The sequence below is a fragment of the Luteimonas sp. TWI382 genome, from assembly GCF_039674545.1.
In the GTDB taxonomy this organism is placed as follows: domain Bacteria; phylum Pseudomonadota; class Gammaproteobacteria; order Xanthomonadales; family Xanthomonadaceae; genus Luteimonas.
In genome coordinates this window covers 61,367-83,801 of the sequence record NZ_JBDJNS010000009.1, presented here as the reverse complement: position 1 = coordinate 83,801, position 22,435 = coordinate 61,367, and the positions used below count along the sequence as shown (strand labels likewise).

24 protein-coding genes are annotated in these 22,435 nt (G+C 69.6%); 16 read left to right on the top strand and 8 right to left on the bottom strand.

All coding sequences use genetic code 11. The features are described 5' to 3' along the window. Positions 1-30: 30 nt before the first annotated feature. The 3 genes from ABE505_RS08125 (at position 31) to ABE505_RS08115 (ending at position 1,266) form a co-directional block, all read left to right on the top strand. Positions 31-531, top strand: a complete 501-nt coding sequence (locus ABE505_RS08125) for a hypothetical protein (protein WP_346443602.1) — start codon at positions 31-33, stop codon at positions 529-531. A 103-nt stretch (positions 532-634) separates the two neighbouring features. After that, positions 635-925, top strand: coding sequence for a nucleotidyltransferase family protein (locus tag ABE505_RS08120; RefSeq protein WP_346443603.1), 291 nt, complete (start codon positions 635-637; stop codon positions 923-925). Beyond that, positions 922-1,266 carry a DUF86 domain-containing protein gene (locus ABE505_RS08115; RefSeq protein ID WP_346443604.1) on the top strand — a complete coding sequence of 115 codons (345 nt, stop codon included), beginning with the start codon at positions 922-924 and terminating at the stop codon, positions 1,264-1,266. Before ABE505_RS08120 ends, ABE505_RS08115 begins: the two co-directional genes overlap by 4 nt. Before the next feature lie 124 nt (positions 1,267-1,390). Here the strand turns inward: ABE505_RS08115 and ABE505_RS08110 are convergent, their stop codons facing one another. Beyond that, entirely contained in the window at positions 1,391-2,290 is a 900-nt protein-coding gene (locus ABE505_RS08110) for a LysR family transcriptional regulator (RefSeq protein ID WP_346443605.1), read from the bottom strand. Positions 2,291-2,384: 94 nt separating this feature from the next. Here ABE505_RS08110 and ABE505_RS08105 point away from each other — a divergent pair, with 94 nt between their 5' ends. The 3 genes from ABE505_RS08105 (at position 2,385) to ABE505_RS08095 (ending at position 5,121) form a co-directional block, all read left to right on the top strand. Further along, positions 2,385-3,119, top strand: coding sequence for an SDR family oxidoreductase (locus ABE505_RS08105; RefSeq protein ID WP_346443606.1), 735 nt, complete (start codon positions 2,385-2,387; stop codon positions 3,117-3,119). A gap of 468 nt (positions 3,120-3,587) precedes the next feature. Next, positions 3,588-4,013, top strand: coding sequence for a DUF3597 domain-containing protein (locus ABE505_RS08100; RefSeq protein ID WP_346443608.1), 426 nt, complete (start codon positions 3,588-3,590; stop codon positions 4,011-4,013). Between the two features lie 229 nt (positions 4,014-4,242). Then, positions 4,243-5,121, top strand: coding sequence for a type II toxin-antitoxin system RelE/ParE family toxin (locus tag ABE505_RS08095; RefSeq protein ID WP_346443609.1), 879 nt, complete (start codon positions 4,243-4,245; stop codon positions 5,119-5,121). A 30-nt stretch (positions 5,122-5,151) separates the two neighbouring features. Here ABE505_RS08095 and ABE505_RS08090 read toward each other — a convergent pair whose 3' ends face one another. Then, a complete protein-coding gene (locus ABE505_RS08090; protein ID WP_346443610.1) occupies positions 5,152-6,174 on the bottom strand; it encodes a DUF4272 domain-containing protein in 1,023 nt (340 codons plus the stop codon). Positions 6,175-6,248: 74 nt separating this feature from the next. Continuing rightward, the gene (locus ABE505_RS08085) at positions 6,249-7,694 is read right to left on the bottom strand and encodes a PLP-dependent aminotransferase family protein (RefSeq protein ID WP_346443611.1); all 1,446 of its coding nucleotides are present in this window, start codon (positions 7,692-7,694) and stop codon (positions 6,249-6,251) included. 61 nt (positions 7,695-7,755) lie between these two features. Here ABE505_RS08085 and ABE505_RS08080 point away from each other — a divergent pair, with 61 nt between their 5' ends. From ABE505_RS08080 to ABE505_RS08050, 7 genes are all read left to right on the top strand, one after another. After that, on the top strand, positions 7,756-8,418 hold the full coding sequence (locus ABE505_RS08080; protein ID WP_346443612.1) for a hypothetical protein: 663 nt from the start codon (positions 7,756-7,758) through the stop codon (positions 8,416-8,418). A gap of 207 nt (positions 8,419-8,625) precedes the next feature. After that, complete coding sequence (locus ABE505_RS08075; protein ID WP_346443613.1) at positions 8,626-9,048, top strand: DUF2946 family protein; 423 nt, start codon at positions 8,626-8,628, stop codon at positions 9,046-9,048. A 181-nt stretch (positions 9,049-9,229) separates the two neighbouring features. Beyond that, positions 9,230-11,293 (top strand): TonB-dependent copper receptor, encoded by a 2,064-nt coding sequence (locus ABE505_RS08070; RefSeq protein WP_346443614.1) that lies wholly within the window; start codon positions 9,230-9,232, stop codon positions 11,291-11,293. 85 nt (positions 11,294-11,378) lie between these two features. Continuing rightward, positions 11,379-11,672 (top strand): helix-turn-helix transcriptional regulator, encoded by a 294-nt coding sequence (locus ABE505_RS08065; RefSeq protein WP_346443615.1) that lies wholly within the window; start codon positions 11,379-11,381, stop codon positions 11,670-11,672. Then, positions 11,669-12,952: a HipA domain-containing protein gene (locus tag ABE505_RS08060; RefSeq protein WP_346443616.1), complete on the top strand. Its 1,284-nt coding sequence runs from the start codon at positions 11,669-11,671 to the stop codon at positions 12,950-12,952. The genes ABE505_RS08065 and ABE505_RS08060 overlap by 4 nt, the downstream gene beginning before the upstream one ends. Positions 12,953-13,006: 54 nt before the next feature. Then, complete coding sequence (locus tag ABE505_RS08055; protein WP_346443617.1) at positions 13,007-13,561, top strand: DUF2058 domain-containing protein; 555 nt, start codon at positions 13,007-13,009, stop codon at positions 13,559-13,561. 61 nt (positions 13,562-13,622) lie between these two features. Beyond that, complete coding sequence (locus tag ABE505_RS08050; RefSeq protein ID WP_346458272.1) at positions 13,623-14,066, top strand: hypothetical protein; 444 nt, start codon at positions 13,623-13,625, stop codon at positions 14,064-14,066. Between the two features lie 20 nt (positions 14,067-14,086). Here ABE505_RS08050 and ABE505_RS08045 read toward each other — a convergent pair whose 3' ends face one another. Together ABE505_RS08045 and ABE505_RS08040 are read right to left on the bottom strand one after the other, a co-directional pair. Continuing rightward, positions 14,087-15,430, bottom strand: a complete 1,344-nt coding sequence (locus tag ABE505_RS08045) for an ATP-binding protein (RefSeq protein WP_346443620.1) — start codon at positions 15,428-15,430, stop codon at positions 14,087-14,089. After that, complete coding sequence (locus tag ABE505_RS08040; protein ID WP_346443621.1) at positions 15,427-16,146, bottom strand: response regulator; 720 nt, start codon at positions 16,144-16,146, stop codon at positions 15,427-15,429. The genes ABE505_RS08045 and ABE505_RS08040 overlap by 4 nt, the downstream gene beginning before the upstream one ends. A gap of 122 nt (positions 16,147-16,268) precedes the next feature. On the opposite strand from ABE505_RS08040, the gene ABE505_RS08035 reads away from it, so the two are divergent. Both ABE505_RS08035 and ABE505_RS08030 read left to right on the top strand, forming a co-directional pair. Next, positions 16,269-17,225 (top strand): aspartyl protease family protein, encoded by a 957-nt coding sequence (locus ABE505_RS08035; RefSeq protein WP_346443622.1) that lies wholly within the window; start codon positions 16,269-16,271, stop codon positions 17,223-17,225. A gap of 169 nt (positions 17,226-17,394) precedes the next feature. Beyond that, positions 17,395-18,285 carry a nuclease-related domain-containing protein gene (locus ABE505_RS08030; RefSeq protein WP_346443623.1) on the top strand — a complete coding sequence of 297 codons (891 nt, stop codon included), beginning with the start codon at positions 17,395-17,397 and terminating at the stop codon, positions 18,283-18,285. 147 nt (positions 18,286-18,432) lie between these two features. Here the strand turns inward: ABE505_RS08030 and ABE505_RS08025 are convergent, their stop codons facing one another. Further along, on the bottom strand, positions 18,433-18,996 hold the full coding sequence (locus ABE505_RS08025) for a hypothetical protein (protein ID WP_346443625.1): 564 nt from the start codon (positions 18,994-18,996) through the stop codon (positions 18,433-18,435). A gap of 133 nt (positions 18,997-19,129) precedes the next feature. On the opposite strand from ABE505_RS08025, the gene ABE505_RS08020 reads away from it, so the two are divergent. Then, positions 19,130-19,324, top strand: a complete 195-nt coding sequence (locus ABE505_RS08020) for a heavy-metal-associated domain-containing protein (protein ID WP_346443626.1) — start codon at positions 19,130-19,132, stop codon at positions 19,322-19,324. Between the two features lie 89 nt (positions 19,325-19,413). Here the strand turns inward: ABE505_RS08020 and cueR are convergent, their stop codons facing one another. Together cueR and ABE505_RS08010 are read right to left on the bottom strand one after the other, a co-directional pair. Beyond that, positions 19,414-19,905 (bottom strand): Cu(I)-responsive transcriptional regulator, encoded by a 492-nt coding sequence (gene cueR, locus ABE505_RS08015; RefSeq protein ID WP_346443627.1) that lies wholly within the window; start codon positions 19,903-19,905, stop codon positions 19,414-19,416. Further along, positions 19,902-22,409, bottom strand: coding sequence for a heavy metal translocating P-type ATPase (locus ABE505_RS08010; RefSeq protein WP_346443628.1), 2,508 nt, complete (start codon positions 22,407-22,409; stop codon positions 19,902-19,904). Before ABE505_RS08010 ends, cueR begins: the two co-directional genes overlap by 4 nt. Between the last annotated feature and the right edge of the window lie 26 nt (positions 22,410-22,435).

Sequence of the window (22,435 nt, the reverse complement as noted above, 5' to 3'; positions counted from 1 at the left end):
CTGGCTCGATTCGCTGCAAGGCGAAATCAGATGTTAGACAACCCCGTGATCCGACAGTCTGCTCCAGTCAATAAATGCCTGGTCATCGCGTCCGGCCTGAGCGCGCTCGCCGCGCTGCTGCATCTTATCTGCATTGCTGTGGGTCCTGCTGGATACCGATTGCTCGGTGCCGGCGAGGGCATGGCTCAGATGGCAGCGGCTGGGCATTGGTACCCGACCCTCGTGACATTGAGCATTGCCGGGATCCTGTCGATATGGTCGCTGTATGCGGCCTCAGGTGCTGGGCTGATTGGCCGCCTGCCCTTGCTGCGCTGGGTTCTGTTGGCCATTACCCTTGTGTATCTGTTGCGTGGCCTGGGATTTTTCTTTCTGACGGAAACATTCCCTGACAACAGCATTGCATTCTGGTATGTCAGCTCAGCGATCTGTCTGGTGTTCGGCGTTGTGCACGCCGTCGGCCTTCGGCAAGTCTGGTCGCGCCTGACGCTATCTCTTCATCAACGTGATAGCCGTGCGGTGACGCAGGGCTGAAGTATTCTCACTGCTCCGGTGGCTTTGCGAGATGGCGACGAGCGACCCGTTACTATGGACCCGGTCCAGCGCAAGAAATTGTCCGCAGATGAGATAGAAGGCCATGAAACCCTCCGACGCCATCCGCCACCAGTTGACCGCTTTGCGCGGCACCGCGCGCCGCTTTCGCGTCGCCAATCCGCGCGTGTATGGATCGGTGATCCATGGCACCGATCGTGACGGCAGCGACCTCGATCTGCTGGTAGACCCTACGCCCGAGACCACGCTGTTCGACCTCGGCGGGCTGCAGGTTGCCTTAGAGGAACTGCTCGGTGTCCCGGTCGACGTGCGCACGCCTGGCGATCTACCGGCCCGGTTCCGGGATACCGTGTTGCGGGAAGCTCGGCCGCTGTGAGCCCCGACCGATTCGAGGGTTGGCTCGATGACATGCGTGGGGCGGCGCAGCAAGCCTGCGGTTACGTGGAAGGCATGACACGCGAGGAGTTCCTCAACGACTCCCGCACTCAACAAGCGGTTGCCATGAACTTGCTGATCATCGGCGAGATTGTGGCAAAGATGATCGAGCGGTACCCAGAGCGCATCGCACGGTACCCCGGCATTCCCTGGGCGGGTATGAAGGGGATGCGCAATCGCATCGCGCACGGATACTTCGAGATCGACATGGGCGTGGTATGGGAAACCGTGCAACGTGCCTTGCCCGATCTTGTCAGCTACCTCGAAACGCGCTCCGACTGACGCTGCGTAATCAAACTTTTCGGGCGGGGCGGCGACGGCATCCGCGGCCTTCTTGCGACGGTGCTCAGTCCTAGGCCGCATTCGATACCAAGGCAACGGCGCCGCGATCGCAATGCCGGTGTCGTCAGCGGCCATTCTCCCGATACGCTCGCACATGCTCGATCAGCGCGCGCAGCTTCGGCGGCTGGTGCCGGCGGTTCGGGAAGTACAGGAAAAAGCCGGGAAATGGCGGGAGATAGGCCTGCAACAGCGGCACCAGTTCGCCGCGTGCGAGATAGGGCGCGAAGGTGTCCTCGATGCCGAAGGTGATGCCGCCGCCGGCCAGTGCGGTGCGGATCATCAGCAGCATGTCGTTGGTGGTGATCTGCGGGGCGACCTGCACGTCGAACGGGCGGCCGTCCTCGACGAACTCCCAGCGGTGCGGCGCGACGGCTGGCGTCACGCGCCAGCCGATGCAGCGGTGGGCGAGGAGCTCGCGCGGGTGCGCAGGCACGCCGTGGCGGGCGAGGTAGTCCGGCGCGGCGACGGCGACTTCGCGCTGCGGGCCGGTCAGCGGCACGGCGACCATGTCCTGCTCGATCACCTCGCCCAGGCGCACGCCGGCGTCGAAGCCGGCAGCGACGATGTCGAAGACCTCGTCGGTGACAGTCACATCTAGCGTGATGCCGGGATAGGCCCGGGCGAATGTCGCGATCAGCGGCCCGGACAGGAAGCGCTCGGCGATCGAGGTGACCGCGACGCGCAACAGGCCACGCGGCGGGCCGTCATCGACGGCTTCCTCGAGTGCGGTGCCCAGTGCGGCCAGCGGCGTGGCGACCTGGCGATGCAGGCGCTCGCCGGCGTCGGTCAGGCGCACGCTGCGCGTGGAGCGGTGGACCAGCGCGATGCCGAGCGCATCTTCGAGCCGGCGGATGCCCTGGCTGACCGCTGAGCGCGTCACTCCGAGACGGTCGGCGGCGGCGCGGAAGTTGGGGCCTTCGGCGACGGCGAGAAAGACGCGCAGCAGGTTGAGATCGAGCTCCATTGGTTAGCGAGTCTAACCAATAGGTCCAGCGACAAGGGGATTCCGGCCGCCTGGCGCGACGCCTACCGTGGGCGCTCCCACTGGAGACCGTCTCATGCAGACCTTGACCGACCGCATCATCCTGATCACCGGCGCCAGCAGCGGCATCGGCGCCGCCACGGCGCGCGAGCTCGCGGCCCGCGGCGCGACCGTCGTGCTCGGCGCGCGGCGGACCGACCGCCTCGACGCCCTGGTCGCCGAGATCGTCGCGGCTGGCGGGCGCGCGCAGGCGCGTGCGCTGGATGTCGTGTCGCCCGACGACATGCAGGCCTTCGCCGACCACGCGCTCGCCGCGCACGGCCGCATCGACGCCATCGTCAACAACGCCGGCGTGATGCCGCTCTCGCCGCTGTCGGCGCTCAAGCGCGACGAATGGAACCGGATGATCGATGTGAACCTGCGCGGCGTCCTGCACGGTATTGCCGCGGTGTTGCCGGCGATGGAGCGGCAGGGCTTCGGGCACGTAGTCAACGTCGCCTCGATCGGCGCCCACCGCGTGTTTCCCACATCGGCGGTGTACTGCGCGACCAAGTACGCGGTGTGGGCGCTGTCGGAAGGCCTGCGCCAGGAGACCGACCGCCTGCGCGTGACCGTGGTCAGCCCGGGCACCACGACCTCGGAACTCGCCGACACCATCACCCATGCGGGCGCGGCCGAGGGCATGCGCGACTTCCGTCGCATCACGATCGCGCCCGAGGCGGTCGCACGCGCGATCGTCTATGCGATGGAACAGCCGGCGGATGTCGATGTCAGCGAAGTCGTCGTGCGCCCGGTCGCCAGTCCGTACTGAGGCGTGATCGCCGTCCCGTGCTGAGCTCCACAAGCGATGGTCCGTCCGAGCTCGACTTCCCGCGTGCGGGGCAAGCGCCGTGCAGTGGGAGTCTCCGACATCCGCGCTGCAGCCCGAGCGCGCCACTGGGCGTGAGCGTCAGTCCGCGGCCGCTGTCGGGGATGGCGCATCGTCGTCTCCCGTCGACGTAAGGGAGGGCATCGATAGGGCCGCGATCGGCGAGCAGACCGTTGAGCCGGTTGACGAGATGTGGAATGAACCCTTCGGAGTCGCCGCGCATGATGTCCGCGGTGTTGCCGTGCCGGGCGTCAACGGCGACCGGAGGACCGATACGCAGCGCAATGCACGCAGAGGCTGGTGCGCCCGGCATCGTGGGCCAGGGCGATCGGTAGAGGGGCAGGCCGCTTTCATACGATCTTTGCGACCCCGATCGCACAATCGCCGCTCCCGACAGATGGAGCGTCACGCATGGGCCTGTTCTCCAAGATTACCGATCGCATTTTCGGCCGCAAGGCCCCCCCCGCACCGCCGGCCGAGACCAAGCAGCCCAAGGCCGTCGTCTTCACCGGCAGCGAAAACGATCCCAAGGTGTCGCCGCCTGCGCGCAATCCGGCGCCTGTGGCGGCTGCCGCCGAGCCGGTGGATGTCGAAGCGGTGCTGACCGGCATCGCGCAGGAGAAGGGCGGCAAGTCCGACTGGCGGCATTCGATCGTCGACCTGCTGAAGCTGCTCGACCTCGACTCCAGCCTCGATGCCCGCAAGGAGCTGGCGACCGAGTTGGGCGTCAACGCCGGCGCGCACGGCAGCGCCGAGCAGAACATCGCCTTGCACAAGGCGGTGATGCGCAAGCTGGCCGAGAACGGCGGCAAGGTGCCGGCCGAACTGCGCGACTGACGCGCGATATCGCGGCGACGGCCCGGTGCGCTTGCACCGGGCCGTTCGCATACTCGTCGCAAGACGATCCCTGCCGCTGCCGTTTTGCGGTTCGCAGCAGCGTTCGACGTGTAATGGCGACCGTACGCGGCGCCGATCCGGGGCCGCATCGCGTTAGGATGCCGAACTCCCCGGTCGTCCCTCCTGGCACCCGCATGAAGGCCCGCTTCCCCGACGCCTTACAGGCGGCATGAGCACTGCACCGCGCCGCGCGGGCGCCCGAATCGAACCCCGTCTCGAACGTCTGCAGCCGTGGCTCGCCGCGCTGGGCAGCCTGCTGGTGCACGTGCTCGCGGTGCTGCTTCTGCTGGCGTCGACGCCGGTGCCGGTGACATCGCCGCAGGGGGCCTCGTCCGGCAGCCGAATGGTCGTGGACTTCATCGGCATCCCGCCACCGCAGACCGCTGAGGCGCCGCCCAGCCCGCCGCCGCCCACGCGTCCGCCGGTCGCGCCGCCGCCAGCGGCCTCGCGCCTGCAGACCACGCGCGTCGAACGCGCGGAACTGGTCTTGCCGCCGGAGCGACGGGCGCCTGCGGACGTCCCGATGGACCCGCCGCGCCCGGCACCGCAGCCCGCGCCACCGCAGGCGGTGCCGCCCCCGACGCCCGCGCCTGCGCAGGCACAAGCCGCCAGTCCGCCATCGCCGCCGCGGCGCGACCACACTTGGGGGCAGCCGCCGGGCATGCTGCCCACCGAGACCGCGCCAGTGAACGCCGGCATGACCCGAAGCCCGACCGCCGGACGCACGCGCGGCCGCGATTCGGACGCCGACCATCCCAGCCTGGAAGTGGGCGGCTACCAGGTCTATTACGACCTGCGCAGCGAAACCCGGCTGCAGGCCTGGCGCGACCAGGGCATGACCGAGGTGTTCCTGCCGTTACCGGGAACCCGCAAGCTCATGGCCTGCCCGCTGGAGACCGCGCTGCGGCGCGACTCGGGGCCGTGCCGCCTGCTCGACCCGGAAGACCCGGCGATGGCCGGAATCGGCGATGCGCGCGAGGTGATCAACATGCAGCAGGTCTATCGCCGCGGTGAGCCGGTCTGGCGCGGCCCGGGTCCGTATCGCTGAGTCCGGCGCGGCCGTGCGCCGCAGCCCGGCTCAGGTCGGCGTGTCGACGTCGTCCCAGTCGGCGACCTCGAACCGCACCAGCCAGTTGAGCGCGTGATGGCGCTCGATCACCACGCCGCCGATGAGGCCGCCGGCCGGCGCCTGGGCGTCGAGCTGCGCCTGGCGGACCAGCCAGTGCAGCCGCAGATGCAGATCGAGAGCCTCGAGGATCTCGGCGGCTGGGCGTGGCGTCGGCAGTGCCGGCAGCGTGCCGTCGGCCCAGGCGAGCGCCCGTTGCGCGCATTCGGGCACATCGCAGATCCGGTCCGGGAACGGCAGCGCCTCCGACAGCCCCAGCGCCCACTGCAGGACCGCGAGTGCTTCGTAACGCCACACCGCATCGATGGTCTGCTGGCGCGTCGGTGCCTCGTCGTGCAGGAAGGCCGCTTCCTTGGGCGACAGCGCCGGCCAGCCGGCCGCCAGACGAGCGCGGATGTCGGCCAGCGGCAGCGGATCGCCTTCGTTGAGGGTTTCGCCGCGAATCGCCACCGCCATCAGCGCCAGCATGCGGCCCGCCATTTCGTCGGGGCTACGCAGGACGACCTCACCCTCGCCGACGACGGGCGGCAGCGAGGCCGGCACGCGCAGCGACCTCGCGGCCAGGGCCTCCAAGGTGCGTGCGCGGCGATGGCGCGCATCTGCGGGATAGGGCACCTCGGCATCGGGATCGGCCCCGGCATGACCGACAAGACGCTGGCCGTTCGGCGCATGGACATCGCCGTCGGCGTCCGCGTAGATCGCGTTCGCCGCCTCCGCCCACTGCTGGAACGCCGGCAGCGCATCGTGTGTGATCTCCACCCGATGGTGCCAGTGCGTGCGCTGCAGATGACGGAACGTGTGATAGCGCTGCGCCGTCATCTGCTCGCGCGCGACGTGCATGACGTTCGCGATGCGCGTCTGCAGATGCGCGGCCAGTGCCGGATCGTTGCGCCCCCAGCGGGCGTGATGCACATGCGGCACGTCGAGTGGCGGCGGATCGCACAGGGTGATGTAAGCGTCGAGCGTCAGCGTCATGCGGGGGGCAGGGCGTGGCAGGAGCGGGAGAGCTTGCCAGACCCGGCGCGGTGCACCCGTCGAGGCGTGCTGGCTCAGGCGATCAAAGGCGCGGACGCCGTACGCCGTACCCGCGCGCCGGCATGCGCCGGTGCTGCCCAGCGGCGCGCCATCCGCTGCACCGCGTCGAGCAGGTGCGCCTCCGACTTCGCGTAGGGCATCCGCAGCCAGCGGTCGAAGCCGCCGTCGACGGCGAACGCCGGCCCCGGCGCGAGATGCACGTCGTCGCGTTCGAGCGCCGCGGCCAGTTCGGTCGCGCTGCCGTGCGGCAGCCGCAGCCACAGGCTCAAGCCGCCGGTCGGCAGCCGGAAGCGCCAGTCGGGCAGGTGGGTCTGCAGCGCGTGTGCGAGCGCATCGCGCTGGCGGCGGACCTGCTCACGGCGGGCCGCGAGCATCGGCCCGTCGTCGAGCAGTTCGGCGGCCACCAGTTGATCGAACAGCGAGCTGCCGAGATCGAGCTGTACGCGCGTGGCGACCAGCCGCTCGACCAGCGGCTGCGGCGCACGGATCCAGCCCACGCGCAGGCCGCCCCAGCACAGCTTGGAGGCACTGCCGACGGTGATCGCGTCGCGCGCGAACGTGGCGAACGGCGCCGGCATCGGCGCGTTGGACAACCCGGTTGCCTGCAAGGTCTCGTCGACGATGGCCTGGGTGCCGATGGCCGCCAGCGCGGCGGCGTAGCGCGCGCGCTGGGCCGCGTCCATCAGCAGGCCGGTCGGGTTGTGGAAATCGGCGATGACGTAGGCCAGCCGTGGCTGGGCCTGCCGCAACGTCGCCTCCAGACCGTCGAGGTCCCAGCCTGCGTCGCCGAGCGGATCGCCCATCGGCGCGGCGACCAGCCGCGCGCCGCCCAGTGTCAGCGCACCCATCGCGTTGGGATAGACCGGGGTGTCCACCGCGATGCGGTCGCCGGGCCTCGACAACGTGCGCGCGACGATCGCGAGCGCCGACAGCGCGCCGGATGTGACGACGATCTGGCCCGGCGTCGTCGGCAGCCCGCGTCGCGCATAGCTGGCCGCGATCCGTGCCTGCAGGGCCGGCAAGCCGGACGGCAGATAACCGTCGCCCGACAGGTAGGCCGGCAGCGCCGCGAGCGCGCGCGCATATGCGGCTGCGGTGCCCGGCGTGGCCGAACCCGCGGCGCGGGTCAGGTCGATCGCGTCGTCGGCGAACTTCGACGCACCGAGCGTGTGGTCGTGTGCGCGGCGCCGGGCGACCGGAACCGCGGCGAATGTGCCCGCCCCCTGGCGCGCGGTCGCAAAGCCCGCCGATGTCAGTTCGGCATAGGCACGCGTGACCGTGTTGCGCGACACGCCGAGTGCGCCGGCGACCGCGCGCTCGCTGGGCAGGCGGGTATCGATCGGGATGCGGCCGTCGCCGATCAGCTCTTGCAGCGCCTGGCACAGCGCGCGGTAGGCCGGCGCGGTGTCGAGGCGGCCGACCAAGGCGGCGAGTCGTTCGGGTGCGAGGCTGCGTTGCATCCGGGCCACTATGTCACAAATGGCTCTATCGGAAAGGGCCAATTTTCGACATCGTGACGTCATGCACGCGACCTCCGCCCCGACCCTCGCCAACCTTGGCCCGCTCGCCCAACTGCGCGCCGGTCGCCTGCCCGAACGCCTGGGCCGGTTGCTGATCGGCCTGTGGATCTACGGGCTGGCGATCGCGCTGATGATCCGTGCCGCAGTGGGCGCCTCGCCCTGGGACGTGTTCCACCTCGGCGCCACGCGACATGTGCCGATGTCGTTTGGCATGGTGATGGTCGTCACCGCGCTGGCGGTGCTGCTGGCATGGATCCCGCTGCGGCAGATGCCGGGGCTGGGTACGTTGGCGAATACGTTCCTGCTGGGCCCGTTCGCCGACCTGCATTTGCTGTGGCTGCCCATGCCCGAAGGCTTGGCGCTGCGCTGGGCCTACATGCTCGGCGGCGTGATCGCATGTGCCTTCGCCACCGCGCTGTACGTGGGCGCGCAACTGGGGCCGGGCCCGCGCGACGGGCTGATGACGGGGCTCGCGCGCCGGACAGGCTGGTCGATCCGCAGCGTGCGCACCGGCATCGAACTGTCGGCACTGGTGATCGGCATGCTGCTTGGCGGCACCGCGGGCCTGGGCACGCTGGTGTTCGCGTTCGGGGTCGGTCCGCTGACCCAACGTTTCCTGCGGCCGCTGGCGGTCAGGCTCGACCCGCCTGCGGCACGCCCCTGAGTCCGCCCAGTCCGGACCGACGGCCTGCGCGTGCCGTCCGGCTTCGCTGGCGTTGCCGTCGACGCTGGATCCAGCGCGCACTTGATCGTGGTCAAGGTGACTGAGGCCGGTTGCACGGACACTGCAGCCATGCGCACGTACCGCCCTCGTCCACTGCGATCCGCACTGCCGGTCTTGCGTCGGTGCGATGCGGTGAGGCCGCGCGTGATGGCGTTGCGCAGGCGATATGGTCAGTCGCGGAATGCGCCCTCGGCATGGCACTGGCTTGCCCTGCTGGCGATGCTGCTGCTCGCGGTGGCGCCGGCGATCAGCCGGCTCCAGGCCGGTGTGCAGGCCGAGACCGCGCTGTCGTCTGCGGCCGCGCCTGCGCACGCGCACGCAGCAGGCCATGCCGCCGCGGACGACCACCCGCACGAGGGTGCGCGCGATCACGCGGGCGCGGACGGCCATTGCGGCTACTGCCCGCTCGCCTCGCACCTGACGCTGCTGTCCAATGTGCCGGTCGTGGTGCCGCCGACTGCATGGGCTGCAGCGCCGGCGTTCCGGTTCCACTCGGTCCGGCGCATCGCCGCGACCAATCTTCGCGGCCTCGGCGGGCAAGGCCCTCCAACGCACGCGATCGCCGCCTGATCGCGGAATCCCGGCTTCAGCGCGCACCGTCCCTGCGCACGCCAGCGGCGTGATGCAGGGCGCAGGGCCCGCTCGCGCCCGCATTCCCAATCCCAGACGTCGACCGGCCACAAGGCCTGCGTTTCGACGAAGCCGCATGCGTCACCGGCAGGGCCGGCGACGTTCGATCCGGAGCTCTTCCATGTTGTCCACACCTTCCCAGGCGCAACGCGCCTCCCGCATTGCGATGGCCATCGCCTGCGCGCTGGCGCTACCGCTCGCCGCCCAGGCCGACGACCTGCCCGAACCCGTCAACCTCGACGCCGTGCTGGTCACCGCCGCACCGGTGTCGCCGCTGACCTACGACCTCGACCCGCGCCTGCCGCGCCAGCCGGTGCCGGCCAGCGATGGCGCCGACTACCTCAAGACCATTCCCGGCTTCACCGCGCTGCGCAATGGCGGCACCAACGGCGACCCGGTGCTGCGTGGCATGTTCGGTTCGCGCCTGAACCTGCTCACCAACGACGGCAGCATGCCCGGCGCGTGCCCATCGCGGATGGACAACCCGATGTCCTACGTCTCGCCGGAAAGCTTCGACAGCCTGGTCGTGATCAAGGGGCCGCAGACGGTGTTGTGGGGCCCGGGCGCCTCGGCCGGCACGGTGCGCTTCGAACGCGAGACGCCGGTGTTCGACGCGCCGGGCGTACGCATCAACGGTAGCCTGCTGGGCGGTTCGAACGGCCGCAACGACCAAGTGCTCGACCTCGTGGCCGGCGCGCCGCAGGGCTATCTGCGTGTGAGCGGCAACCGCTCGGAAGCCGACGATTACGAGGACGGCGACGGCGTCGTGGTGCCCTCGTCGTGGAAGAAGTGGAACGGGGATGTGGCACTGGGCTGGACGCCCGATGCCGACACCGTGCTCGAGCTCAACGCCGGCATCGGTGACGGGCGGGCGCGCTACGCAGGTCGTGGGATGGACGGCGCGCAGTTCCGGCGCGAGAGCGCCAGCCTGCGGTTCGAGAAGCGGGACATCGGCGGCGCGCTCGACGCGATCGAGGGCAGCGTGTTCTACAACCACGCCGATCACGTGATGGACAACTACACGCTGCGCGACCCCAACCCGGCCAGTGCAATGCCGATGCCGATGGCGTCCAACGTCGACCGGCGCACCACGGGGGGGCGCGTTGTGCTGGGTTGGAAGTGGACGGGCTGGGACCTTCAGGCGGGCGTGGATACGCAGCAAAGCCGCCATCGCGCGCGCAAGGGCATGGGCCGGGGTACGTACGCAGCCCAGCCCTGGACCACCGACGCGCGCTTCGAGACCGCCGGCGTGTTCGCCGAGGGCACGCGCCACCTGCCGCCGGGCCGGCACCTCACCGGCGGTGTGCGCGTCGATCGCGCCAAGGCCACCGACGAGCGCGCCCTTGCCGGCATGATGGGCATGCCCAACCCGACCGCAGGCCAGACGCGCGAGGAGACGCTGCGCGCCGGGTTCCTGCGTTACGAGCAGGAACTGAAGGACACGCCGGTCAGCGCGTACGCCGGCCTGGGCCACACCCAGCGCATGCCCGACTACTGGGAGCTGTTCTCGCCCGGACGCGGGCCGGTCGGCGCCGTCAACGCCTTTGTCGGCATCGCGCCGGAAAAGACCACGCAACTCGACATCGGCGTGCGCTACCGCACGCGGAAACTGGATGCGTGGGTGTCGGGCTATGCCGGGCGCATCGAGGACTACATCCTGTTCACCTACTCGGCCGGCGGCATGATGGGCATGACTTCGTCGGCGGCAAACGTCGATGCCGATATCCGCGGCGCCGAGGCCGGCGTGGAATTCCGGCCGTCGTCGACCTGGAAGTTTGGCGGCACGCTCGCCTACGCCTGGGGCGAGAACCGCAGCACCGGTCAGGCGCTGCCGCAGATGCCGCCGCTCGAGGCGCGTCTATCGGCAGGCTACGACGACACGCGCTGGAGCTTCGGCGCCCTGGTGCGCGCGGTCGCCAGCCAGGACCGCATCGCCGTCGGCCAGGGCAACGTGGTCGGGCGCGACCTCGACGCCAGCGCCGGCTTCGCCACGCTCGCCCTCAACGGCGGCTATCGCATCAACGAGCGCCTGCAGCTGACGGCCGGCATCGACAACATCTTCGACCGGACCTACAGCGAGCATTTGAACCTGACCGGCAGCGCCGACTTCGGCTATCCGGCCGACCCGGTACGGATCAACGAGCCCGGCCGCACCGCGTGGGTGAAGTTGAACGTGAACTACTGACGGTTCGGGCGATGAGTAAATTAATTTACATTACAGGCCGAAAAGATGTAATTTAATTTACATGCCGAAGCGAACGCCGCCGACGATGCCACGCGCCCAACGCCAGATCCAAGCGTTGGGCGCGCGGCTGCGCGCGGCGCGCATGCGCCGGCAGATGACCCAGGGCGAGCTCGCGGCGCGGGTGGGGGTGAGCGTACCGACGGTCGGCAAGCTGGAGCGCGGCGATCCGGCGACGAGCCTGGCCACGATGTTGCGCGTGCTCACGGCGCTGGGGCTGGAGCAGGACATCGACCAGTTGGCGCAGAACGATGAACTCGGCCGCGAACTGCAGGACAGTCGCCTGCGTCGCCCCGCTGCACGTCGCGCGAGCGCGTCGTGAGTCCGTCTCCTGCCGATGTTCAGGCGATCGACCAGGTCGAGGTCTGGTTGGATGCCGCTGGCCTCGGCGGCGAGACGTTGGTCGGCCATCTGGCCCGGCTGCCCAGCCGGACCGGCGACACGCTCCAGTTCCAGTACGCCGACGACTGGGTGGACGGCACAGCCCCGATCCGCAGCTTTGCGCTGGACCCGCAATTACCGCTCCATCGCGGCCTCCATGTCGCGCGCACGGGCGCCAGCACGTTGACCGGTGCATTCACCGATTGCTCGCCCGATCGTTGGGGCAAACGCCTCATGGATCGGCGCGAGGTCATCGATGCCCGCGAACAGAATCGACGGGTGCGAGCACTGCGCCCGTGGGACTATCTGATCGGCATCCACGATGCCTCCCGGATGGGCGCACTGCGGCTGCGCGCGGCCAACGGCCGATATCTGGACGATCGTGAACTCAGCGCGCCGCCGATGACCGAGTTGCGCGCGCTGGAGGCGATCGCCGTGCGCGTGGAACGCGACGACATCGAAGACAGCGCGCTCGACGCCAGATGGATCAGGCAATTGGTGGCACCGGGCGCGTCGCTGGGCGGCGCCCGTCCCAAGGCGAGCGTGCGCGATGTCGATCAGACACTGTGGCTGGCGAAGTTCCCGTCCAGCGACGATCGGCACGATGTGGGCCTGTGGGAGTACGTGACCTATCGCCTCGCGCGCGCGGCTGGCATCGACATGCCTCAAGCACGTCCGCTGTCTCTGTCCAACCTGGGCACCACCTATGCGGTGCGCCGGTTCGATCGGAGTGGGGCCGACCGCCATGCATATGCCTCGGCGCTTACGCTGTTGGATGCGGACGACAGCGAGGACATCAGCTACGTCGAGATCGCCCACGCGATCGAAAACCAGGGCGTTGCCTCGGCGATCGTCGATGATCTGTCGCAGCTCTATCGTCGCGCGGTGTTCAATGTCCTGGTCGGTAATCGCGACGACCATCTGCGTAACCACGGGTTTCTGCGGGCGCCCGATGGCTGGCGCCTGGCCCCGGCCTTCGATGTGAATCCCAACCCGAACAAGGACACGCACGTCCTTTCGATCGGCCTGGACGATCCGTCCCCCGATACCCGGCTGTTGCTGGACACCTGCGCCTACTACCGTCTGAGCAAAACGCGGGCGCGCACGATCGTCGAGGAGGTACGGGTGGCGGTGCGCGGCTGGAGGGACGAAGCCAGGCGCTGCCAAGCACGTGGTACTGAGATCGCGGCGATGGAGGCGGTGATCGACCCGGAGCGCTGACTGGCTGTGGTCCCCCGTATCATGGGGCCCGACACTCCACACGACGTTTCGGACATGGCGAAGGCGAACCCGCTCCAGGAACAACTGCTCAAGGCGGGCCTGGTCAAGAAGAGCAAGGTGGCCGAGGTCGCGCGCGAGCAACACAAGGCGCGGCATGGCAAGGGCGCGCCGGCACCGACAGAGAGCCAGCGCGAGGCCGAGCGCGCACGCGCGGAAAAGGTCGAACGCGACCGCGCGCTGGCCGCCGAGCACAAGGCCCGGGCCCGCGCTGCCGAACTGGCCGCCCAGGCGCGGCAGATCATCCACGACAAGCAGGTGCCGCGCGCCGGGCAACTGGAGTATCGGTTCACCGCCGACGGCGCGATCCGCAGCCTGCTGGTCGACGAGGCCCAGCGCAAGCAACTGGCCGCAGGCACGCTGGTCGTGGCGCGGTTGGGCGATGGTTACGCGCTGCTGCCACGTGCGGCGGCCGACAAGGTGCGCGAGCGCGATGCCGCGCTGATCGTGGTCGATCACGGACAGGCTGCGGAGGCACCGCCGTCCGAATCCAATGCCGAGGACGACGCCTATTACGCGCAGTTCAAGGTGCCCGACGATCTGATGTGGTGAGGCTGTTGCGGTTCGCGATGACGCGATGTGGTGTGCGCTGGCGATGCACAGAGGTCATGACGTGACCGCGGTGCCGCGCTTGGCGTTCGCGCCCGATGGCGAGAGCCAGCCGATGTGGCTGGGCGATGCCGATCTGCAATCGCCAGACGGCCGGCACGTGGTCACGCTGCGCTACGCGGGCGAGCCGCCGCATGGCGCAAACTTCTACGAGGGGCAGATCGATGGCGTGCCCGTTCCCGGTTTCTTCTGGGCCGGCGCGCTGGGCTTTTCGGCCGATTCGCGCTTCTTCATCGGCGGGTGGATGCCGGCGTGCTATGCGCGCAAGACCATCGTTGTCGACATGGCCGCACGTCGGTGTCTGGTGTTGCCGTTGTATCTGCGGAGCTTCGCGTTCCACTGGCCGCTGTTGCAGGGCGTCGGGGCCGACACCGACACCGCATACACCGACGTCGACGACGCACTGACCTTCACGCTCCGCAGCGACGCGGCGTGGACCGCCTACTGATCCACGCCCAGCCGCGCGCCTCAGGGCGCGGCGATCGGCAGGATCAACCGCGCCCGCAGGCCACCGCCGTCGCGCTCGAGCAGTTCGAGCGCGCCACCGTGGCGCTGCGCGGTCGAGCGCGCAACGGCGAGACCGAGCCCTGCACCACCGGTGTCGCGACTGCGCGAGCGTTCCAGGCGCTGGAACGGCTGCACCAGCCGCGCGCGTGCCTCGGCCGGAATGCCCGGGCCACGGTCGACCACGTCGACGTACAGCCGGTCGTCGCGCGTGTGGAGCTCGATCTCGGCCGCACCGGTGTAGCGCACGGCGTTGTCGATCAGATTCGACAGTGCGCGACGCAGCGCGAGCGCATCGCCGTGCACGATGGCCGGTGCGTGCGCCTGCACCTGCACCGACTGGCCCAGCGCGTGCGCGGCCATCGCCAACTCGCCCGCAAGCGCGGTCATGTCGACCGGCGCGCGCTGCAGCGGCGCGACCTCGCCCTGCGCATAGGCCAGCACCTGCGCGATCATCGTCTGCATCCGCGCGATGTCGGCGACCATGCGCTCGCGATCCGGCGACGGTGCGGTCTCGGCGCGCAGCCGCAGGCCGGTCAGTGGCGTGCGCAGATCGTGCGCCACGGCGGCGAGCATCGCGGTGACATCGTCGGCCTGCGCGCGCAGACGGGCGTGTGCGTCGGCGATCGCCTGGCCCAGCATGCGGACCTCCGCGGCGCCTTCGACCGGCACCGGTGGCGCGCGCGCGGCCAGGTCCATCCGCGCGCTGGCCTCGGCCAGTCGCCGCAGCGGCAATGTGAGCCGGCGCGCCATCCACCACACCAGCGGCGCGATCAGCAGCGCGCCCAACGCCAGCGCCAGCAGCACCTGGCGGCGCCACTGCCCGCGTCCGGCGTCGACCGCGCGCACGACCCGCCACGTTCCATCCGGTTGCGCGACCGCCAGCTCGAACGCCGGCACCTGCAACCCGGTCGCCAGCAACGCAGCGCGCACGCGCGCCTGGCGTGCGCGGTCGGTCTGTCCGGCCATCGCCAGTTGACCGTCGTCGACGACCTGCAGCGCGACGTCCGGCTTGCGCTGCCAGGTCGCGCGCACCTGCGCGGCGGGACGCTGCAGGCGCTCGGCGGCCAGCCCGGCCAGCCACGGCACCGGCGTGCCGGTCGGCGCGGCCGTCTGCGTGCGCACCTGCAGTCCGGGCGCCGGCGGCTGTGCGCCCGACAAGGCCGCGATCGCGTCGGCGGGCACCATCGTGGGCATCGGCGGCGCGGGCCACCAGCCGACCACCGCGAAGCTCACCGCCTGTGCCAGCACCAGCGTGGCCAGCGCGAGGCCCCCGACCAGAACCAGAATGCCGCGCGGCCGGCTCACAGCCGGTGCACCGTGGCCGCGAAGCGGTAGCCCTCGCCGCGCAGCGTCTGGATCAGCGCATCGGCGCCGGGCCGCGCCTGCGCCAGCTTGCGGCGCAGCCGGCTGATGGCCAGGTCCACGGCGCGATCGAAGGGTTCGGCCGCGTCGTCGTGGGTCAGCGCCATCAGGCGTTCGCGGTCGAGCACGCGGCCGGCGCGTTCCACCAGCGCCCGCAGCAATGCGAATTCGCCCGCGGTCAGCACCACGTCGCTGCCGTCGGGCGTGCGCAGGACACGGGTGTCGAGCCGCAGCGTCCAGCCATCGAAGCCGTAGCCTTCGGCCGGGCGCCTCGCCTGCTGGCGCAGCTGCGCACCGCGCCGCAGCAACGCGCGCACACGGGCCAGCAGCTCGCGCGGGTCGAACGGCTTGGCCAGGTAATCGTCGGCGCCGACTTCCAGCCCGATCACCCGGTCGGGCGGGCTGTCGAGTGCGCTGAGCATCAGCACCGCGACATCGGCATCGGCCAGGCGCCGGCACACCGACAGGCCATCTTCGCCGGGCATCATCCAGTCCAGCACCACCAGGTCGACCGGCCCCTGCGCCAGCAACCGGTCCATTGCGGCAGCACCGTCCGCACCGCGCACGGCGTAGCCGTGGCGCGCGAGGTAGTCGCACAGCGCGTCGCGGATGCTGGCGTCGTCGTCGACGACGACGATGCGGGCGGTCTCGGCAGTCATGCGGGCATTGTCGCCTGCCTCTGTATCGCGTTCGTATCGCCGATGCCGGCCCCGCGCCGGCGACGACATCGTCGCGATACCTGCGCCCGCTGCAATGGCGGCTCCTTCATCGAGGTGCCCTCATGTCGCTCCGCTTCCTGCTGTCCACTTGCTTGCTGTCCCTGGCTCTGGACGCCCACTGCGCCGCCGCCGCATCACCTTCGATTCCCGCAAGTCAGACTCACCGCATCGAGATGCGCCTCGTCGGCAAGCACCCGCGCGTGCAGGTGCAGATCGAAGGTGTCGCGCGTCCGCTGAGTTTCGTCGTCGACACCGCGGCGAGCGCCAGCGTCGTCGATGCCGCACTGGCCGAACGCTTCGGGCTGCTCGCGCCGGCGTCGCGCGAGATGACGATCCAGGGCGCCGGCGGCAGTGCGGCCGCCACCCGGGTGACCGCGCTGCAGGCCTTGTCGGCCGGCGACTTCGCATGGAAGGCGCAGCTGCTGGCGATGGACCTGTCGCAGCTCGCCGAGGGCGATGCGCCGCCGATCGAGGGCATCCTGGGCAACGATCTGATGGCGCGTTTCGACCTGCGCTTCGATCTGCCGGCCGGCGAGCTGCTGCTCGCCTCACCTGGTAGCCTGGCGCGCGCCGATTGCCTGGACAACGCGCTGCCGCAGCGCGCTGCCGGCCTGCAGCGCTTCGCGTTCGTGCCGGCGCAATTGCGCGACGGCCCACACGAGGTCCAGGTGACCGCCGTCGTCGACACCGGCGCTGCGCAGACCGTGCTCAATTTGCCCGCTGCCCGGGCGCTGGGGGTGACCGAGGACGACACTCGGCTGCGCCGACGTGACGCGGGCACCCGCGGCATCGCCGAGCAGGTGGTCGAGACCTGGCTCTACACGCTGCCGGCGCTGGCGATCGGCGACTGGCAGCTCGCCGCCACGGAAGTGCGGATCAGCGCGTTGCCGGTGTTCTCGGTGCTGGGCCTGGCCGAGCGGCCTGCGGTGATCCTGGGCATCGATGCACTGCGCCACGGCCACGTCGACGTGCTGGCGAACGCGGCGGGCGTGTGCCTTGGACGTTCGATGGATCAATGACGCGCTGAAGAGCGCAATGGCATTCCGGGTTTGACTTTTCTCAGACCGATGCCGGCACGCTCTACATCGGCCCGGCAGGACAGAAGTCCCATTTCGAAATGCACGTGAGATTGCGCCTCTCGCAGGTACGGGCAACTATGGCGGTACCAGAGGACGGTACGGATTGCCGATGGAACATCTCATTTTGCTGGGCGCGGTCTTCATCCCGATGCTGGTTGTGATTGCCGGGCTGCTTACATGGCGGTGCGTTCGGAAACTCGACAAGCGCCGCTCACCCCTCACTGTGCAGTGGATGAACCTACCGGGGGAGAGCTTACGTAAGCGAATCGCGACAGATGAAGAGAAGCTCTACGAGGCGACTGGCACCATGGTGGCAGTCGGCCCCATCTTGTTGTCCGCATGGTTGTTGGCCCGCCTCAGCCATTCAGGTATCGATTGGCGTCAGTTTCGCTTTGGCACCGGCGATATCGTGTTTGTGGTCGTACTTGCGTTGATGATGAGCTGGCTGCTCTGGAAGCTGATTCGACATGCCAGACGGCGACGTCACGCTCTCGACGGCCTGCATGCCGAGCTATCAGTTGCACATTGCTTGACGCCACTGATCGCTGAGGGTGCCATGGTGTTCCATGATTTCCCGGCGGATCGTTACAACATCGACCACATCGTCGTCGCACGCAGCGCAGTGTTCGCCATTGAGACGAAATCACGCCGAAAACCGGGAGAGAGAGGCAGAGCTTCCGCTTGTGTTCGATACGATGGGCGACGGCTCGTCTTTCCGAAACATGTCGAAACAAAACCGATCGAGCAGGCTGATTACCAGGCCGATTGGTTGGAAAGGTTCCTGCGCAGCGCTGGCGCCGAAGGTGCGCGTGTGATTCCTGTTCTTGCGCTTCCCGGTTGGTATGTCGAGCGCCCAGAGCATCGTACGCGAGTGATCGTCAACAACTGCACGAATGCGGGTTTCATGATGAGTGATCGGTTCGGCGCGCCGATGTCGGAGTCGCTGAGAAAGCACGTCGCCCACCTTCTGTCCGAACGTTATCCGCCCCCCGAGCTTTGAACGACGCGTGGGATTTACCGCAAGGCAGTGATGGGGCTCGTGGTGCTTCATCGGCTGCGAGAACAGCTGCGCGTCCTGTCGTTTCGCGTGCAATGATTCACACGGGCTCAGTTGCGCTGTTTCTGTTCGGGAGCGATGTCATGATGATCACTGGACACCGGGCGGCGCATGATCCGCTCGCCGCTGACGCAGCGCTTGGTACTCGGCCGCATTCATCAGTTGCCCGGCCATCCAGTACTCGCCGGTCGCGCATGCAGCCGGCATCTCCGGGATGACGCGCGCGGGCGCGTTCGGCCCGCCCGCACCGCCCAGGGCGATGTTCTCGCCGATCGAGGCCGCGTGGCCGGTGAAGCCGTCGATGACCTGGACGCGGCCGTCGGCCCCACGCTCCAGGCGGCTGTCGTGATGCCAGATGATCAGCGGGCCGCTGTCGTCGCCGATCCGCAGGCAACCGGCGGGGTCTGCGTGCAGCCGGCCCTCGATCAGGGCCTGATGGGCCACCATGGATCGCTCGGCGTTGCGGATCAGAATCGGGGGCGCTCCGGGGCGGTCGCTGGACGTGCGAGTGGTCGTGCTGGCAGGGTCGTCGACGTTCGACGAGCAGGCCGCCAGCATCGCGACCGCGGCGCTGGCGAGGAGCAACTTGCCTGGATGCTTCATCTGGATGCACTCCCTTGTGATCGCCTGGATCGGTGTCGGGCCGAACCGCATCGGCGGCTCGACGTTACCAGCCTGCGTGCGAACGGGCCGAGGCGCCCGATGGGGTCGACGGCGCGCGGTCGCGCTTGACCTTCCCACGGTGGCAAGCCGCACACTGCTGCCAACGCATCCCAAGGAGTCCGCCATGCAGTTCCATCTCGACGACATGACCTGCGGCGGTTGCGCGCGGTCGGTGACCAAGGCGATCCAGTCGGTCGATGCGCAGGCGGGCGTGGAGGCCGATCCGCCGAACCGCACGGTGGTCGTGCAGACCTCGGCCTCGCGCGAGGCCGTCGTCGCGGCGCTGCGCGAGGCGGGCTTTCCGCCGCGCGAAGACTAAGCTTGGCGCGCGCGTTGCGGCCTGCATCGCCAGGTCGCCATCGTCGTCCTGCTGTGTAGGCAGACGATCGCGCGACGCCTCTGCCTGCGCTAGCGCGACCGCGTCCGTTTCGGCGCAGGTCGCGCCGCCCCTGGTGCGCTCGGGCGCCGGCGGACGGCGCCGGTCCGTGGGCTGTCGTCCACGGGTCCGCAGACCGGTTGTTGCAACTGGTCGAGGATCGGGCAGTCGGGCCGGTCGTCGCCGGCGCAGCAGTCGACAAGCGTGCGGAGCGTGTCGGTCATCTGCTGCAGGTCGCGCATGCGCCGTTCGAGTTCGGCGATACGGTCCTGTGCCAGGCGCTTGACGTCGGCGCTGTGGCGCGCGGTGTCGTGCCACAGGCCCAGCAGGTCGGCGATCTCGGCCACCGAGAACCCGAGGTCGCGGGCACGGCGAACGAACTGCAGGCGGTGGACATCGTCCTGGTCGTAGGCCCGATAGCCGGCGGCGGTGCGGGCGGGCGCGGGGATCAGGCCGGTCTGCTCGTAATAGCGGATCATCTTGGCCGAGACCCCGGACGCGCGGGCGGCGTCGCCGATGTTCATGGCGCGGCGCCTGCGGATGCGGCCAAGGCGGGCGTGGCCTGCGGCGGCTGGAATCGACGCAGCCGCAGCGCATTGCCGAGTACGAACACGCTCGACAGCGCCATCGCCCCAGCGGCGAAGATCGGCGACAGCAGTACGCCGTAGGCCGGATAGAGCACGCCGGCAGCGACCGGGATCAGCGCGGTGTTGTAGCCGAAGGCCCAGAACAGGTTCTGGCGGATGTTGCCCAGCGTGGCCCGCGACAGCGCGATCGCGTTGGGCACGCCCTGCAGGTTGCCCGACATCAACACCACATCAGCCGATTCCATCGCCACGTCGGTACCGGTCCCGATCGCCAGGCCCACGTCGGCCTCGGCCAGCGCGGGCGCGTCATTGATGCCGTCGCCGACGAAGGCGATGCGGCCGTGCTGCGCCCGCAGCCGGCGTACCGCCTCGACCTTGCCCGCGGGCAACACCTCGGCCACGACCTCGTCGATGCCCAACTGCCGGGCGATGGCCTGCGCGGTGCGCGCGTTGTCGCCGGTGATCATCGCCACCTGCAGGCCGAGCGCGTGCAGCGCGGCGATGGCCGCAGGCGTGCTGGCTTTGATCGGGTCGCCGACCGCCACGATGGCAGCCAATCGACCGTCGATGGCGGCGTACAACGGCGACTTGCCTTCGTCGCCCAGGCGCTGCGCGGTGTCGGCGAAGATGGCGACGTCCAGGCCGAGCGTGCGCATGAAGCGATCGGCGCCGACTTCGACGCGTGCGCCGTCGACGTGTGCGCGCACGCCCATACCGGTGATCGACTCGAAGCCCTGGGCGGTGGCCGTCGCGAGATTGCGGTCGGTCGCGGCATCGACGATGGCACGTGCGATTGGGTGCTCGGAGCGCGCTTCGACTGCGGCGACCTGCGCCAGCACGCGGTCGCGTTCGAAGCCGTCGGCGACCACGAGGTCGGTCAGCAGCGGACGGCCTTCGGTCAGCGTGCCGGTCTTGTCCACCGCCACAACGCGCGCGTCCTTGAGCAATTGCAGCGCCTCGCCCTTGCGCAGCAGCACGCCGAGTTCGGCGCCGCGGCCGGTGCCGACCATGATCGAAGTCGGCGTCGCCAGGCCCATCGCGCAGGGGCAGGCGATGATCAGCACGGCCACCGCGTTGACCAGCGCGAAGCCCAGCGCCGGCGCCGGGCCCAGCCACAGCCAGGCGAGGAAGGTCAGCAGCGCCGCGAGCATGACCGCCGGCACGAACCACAGCGTCACCCGGTCGACGACTGCCTGGATCGGCAGCTTGGCGCCTTGCGCCTGCTCGACCAGGCGGATGATCTGCGCGAGCGTGGTGTCGGCGCCGACGGCGGTCGCGCGCAGCGTCAACGCGCCCTGCTGGTTGACGGTGCCGCCGACCACCGCGCTGCCGAGGGCCTTGTCGACCGGCACCGGTTCGCCGGTGATCATCGATTCGTCGACGTAGCTGCGCCCTTCGACGATCTCGCCGTCGACCGGGATCCGCTCGCCGGGACGCACCTCGACCATATCGCCCAACACCACGTCGTCGACCGGGATGTCGGCCGTCGCGCCGGCACGACGGACGTGCGCGACGCGCGCCTGCAGGCCGACCAGCCGCTGGATCGCTTCGGAGGTGCGGCCCTTGGCCCGCGCCTCCAGGAAGCGCCCGAGCAGGATCAGCGCGACGATCACTGCCGCGGCCTCGTAGTAGACGTTGACCGTGCCGGGGGGCAGCAGGCCGGGCGCGAACGTGGCGACGACCGAGTAGCCGAATGCGGCCGCGGTGCCGACCGCGACCAGCGAGTTCATGTCCGGCGCCAGCCGCAGCAGGGCGGGAATGCCGTGCCGATAGAAGCGCCTGCCTGGCACGGCCAGCACCAGCAGCGTCAGCGCGAACTGCAGATACCAGCTCGTGCGTATGCCGATGTGGGTCATGACCCAGTCGTGCACGCCGGGAATCGTGTGCGCGCCCATCTCCAGCACGAACACCGGCAACGCGAGCGCGGTGGCCAGGATCAGGTCCCGGCGCAGGCGGGTGCGTTCGTCGTCCTTGCGCGCAGCGCTGGCATCGTCGTCGCGGCCATGTCCCACCGGTCGGGCCGTGTAGCCGACCCGATCGACCGCCGCGATCAGCGCCTCGATCGCGGCCGTCCCGCGCACAGTGGCCCGCTCGGTCGCCAGGTTCACTGCCGCGGACTCGATGCCGGGCACCGCCGCGAGGGCCTTTTCCACACGGCCCACGCACGAGGCGCAGGTCATGCCCTCGATCGTGAGTGTGAGCGTGGCGGCAGGCACCGCGTAGCCCACGCCCTCGACCGCCTGCATCAGCGCCGCACGATCCACTGGCCCGGCCGACACGATGTGCGCACGTTCGGTCGCCAGATTGACCGACACCTGGGCCACGCCAGGGACCTTGGCCAAGGCCTTTTCCACCCGACCGACGCAGCTTGCGCAGGTCATGCCGGCGATCGGCAGGTCGATCGCTGCGTCCGAGGGCGTTGGGGAACCGGGAGAGGCCATGGGAACTTCCGCAAAGGCTGACAGCT